2 protein-coding genes are annotated in these 1,983 nt (G+C 51.0%); one reads left to right on the forward strand and one right to left on the reverse strand.

The window, feature by feature from the left end; all coding sequences use genetic code 11:
• Positions 1-395: 395 nt before the first annotated feature.
• A complete protein-coding gene (locus ALO64_RS19470; protein ID WP_002554663.1) occupies positions 396-869 on the reverse strand; it encodes a Dps family protein in 474 nt (157 codons plus the stop codon).
• 457 nt (positions 870-1,326) lie between these two features.
• Between ALO64_RS19470 and ALO64_RS26665 the strand changes: the two genes are divergently transcribed.
• The gene (locus tag ALO64_RS26665) at positions 1,327-1,935 is read left to right on the forward strand and encodes a cold-shock protein (protein ID WP_002554664.1); all 609 of its coding nucleotides are present in this window, start codon (positions 1,327-1,329) and stop codon (positions 1,933-1,935) included.
• The last annotated feature ends 48 nt before the right edge of the window (positions 1,936-1,983 follow it).

Genomic DNA, 1,983 nt, shown 5'->3' on the forward strand with positions numbered 1-1,983 from the left:
TTTGCAGCGCCTCCTTAAGCTCTCGCTCAGCACTTCGTAACATCATAAAGATCACCTTCGAATCATAAACTTTAAACATTAAAAGAAATATTCAAAAACAAATAAATACCCTGATGTATAAAACATGATTCGAGATTTTATATCCAGCCGCTCTAATACTTTATCACTGTAGGAGATGGCTACAGAAATCAGCGGAATATCGTTTACCCCTGAAGGCATAATGAAGAAGAGCAAGGAATATGGCTGGATGATATGCGTGACAACGGGCAACGACCAAGCCTTCATGTGCCTGAGCGCTCAAGCAGCGGAGGCCAAAGAGGCGAAGATCAGGCGCTGCCTGCAAGGCAACATATGAAGAACAGGCGAGTGAANNTGAGCGTCACTCGCCCCGGTCGTTATTTCGACTCAAACATCGAGCGCAACATCCAGGCAGTTTTCTCATGAACCTGCATACGCTGCGTCAACAGATCAGCCGTCGGCTCGTCGCTGACCTTGTCGAGAAGAGGAAAGATACTACGCGCAGTACGGACAACGGCCTCTTGACCCTGAACCAGACTTTTGATCATATCTTCGGCACTTGGCACGCCCTCTTCTTCCTTGATGGAAGACAGGCGAGCATACGTCGAATAAGTGCCAGGAGCAGGGAAGCCCAACGCACGAATACGCTCAGCGATAGAGTCAACTGCCAGTGCCAGTTCGTTATACTGTTCTTCAAACATCAAATGCAGCGTGCGAAACATCGGCCCGCTGACATTCCAGTGAAAGTTGTGAGTCTTGAGGTAAAGCACATAAGTATCCGACAGCAGATGCGACAGACCGTCCACGATCGATTTACGATCCTCTTCACTGATACCAATATCGATTGCCATGTTTCATGCCCTTTTAGTGAGGATTGAAAAGCAGTAAAGACCACTACTCTATCAAGAGAACCCGAATGGCGCAGCTTTCCGTTGGTCGATGCCACAAACCTGCAACGATTCATGGACGTACCAGGGTGCTTTGCGACGCGTCACCACAGGTGCCACGGACAGAAAATTCCTGCACTTCCTCAATAGTCATCAGCAAAACCAGCCTGAACGCTCTGTTTCAACCCCTGTAGCGGCACGGGCTATCAAAGCAGGGCAGGCAGGAGGGCCGTTATTGATTGCTGATTTGAGTAGCATCAGGCTTTGCTGTTAAATACACGACGTGTCGCCAACGAGTTGCCATTCAGCGCTGGCGCATAGGCTGGCCCTGCGCCCGTGCATCACGCCTCATCTTGTTCAGAAGCGTACCGGGCGTTACCAGCTATTTCTTGTAATCCTTCTTGCATGTGAGCTTTTTAAAATGTTGAAAATCGTCCATCTGGTAACGGGAGCAGCAGCCCTGTTGCTCTCTTTCATACCTAGCCTGCGTAGTGAAGCGGTCTCTCTCTACCTGCAAAACCCTGACGCCATCTGCCTGGCATTTCTCGGGCTGCTTAACCTGATACTCGCTCCGGTAATCCCTTACTGGAATCGAGGCCCACGTCATAATCTGCAAAATCTGGTCAGTGCCCTGCTTGTCATTGCGGTAATCGTACAAACGCTGACCTTGCTCGTTCCTCTGCCCGGCATCGCAGGCCAACCGGCAATTCTGGTTAGCCTGAGCATCGCCATCGTGGCCGTCGCCTTGCACCTGGGCGTCAGCTTTTACAGGTCTTACACTCCATCCTCCGCACCTCAAAACCACGACATGGGAAATCGTGATACTGGCACCGTAAAGTGGTTCAACACCTCCAAGGGCTTCGGCTTTATCTCCCGGGATTCCGGCGACGATATTTTTGTGCATTTTCGTGCCATTCGCGGTGAAGGCCATCGCGTACTGGTCGAAGGCCAACGCGTCGAGTTTTCCGTGATGAACCGCGACAAAGGCCTGCAGGCCGAAGACGTTATTGCAGCCCTGCCCCGCCGCTGATTTTTTTCGGGCAACAAAAAACCGCGACCCTCCAAAGGAAGTCGCCAA

This window comes from Pseudomonas meliae (assembly GCF_001400515.1).
Lineage (GTDB): Bacteria > Pseudomonadota > Gammaproteobacteria > Pseudomonadales > Pseudomonadaceae > Aquipseudomonas > Aquipseudomonas amygdali.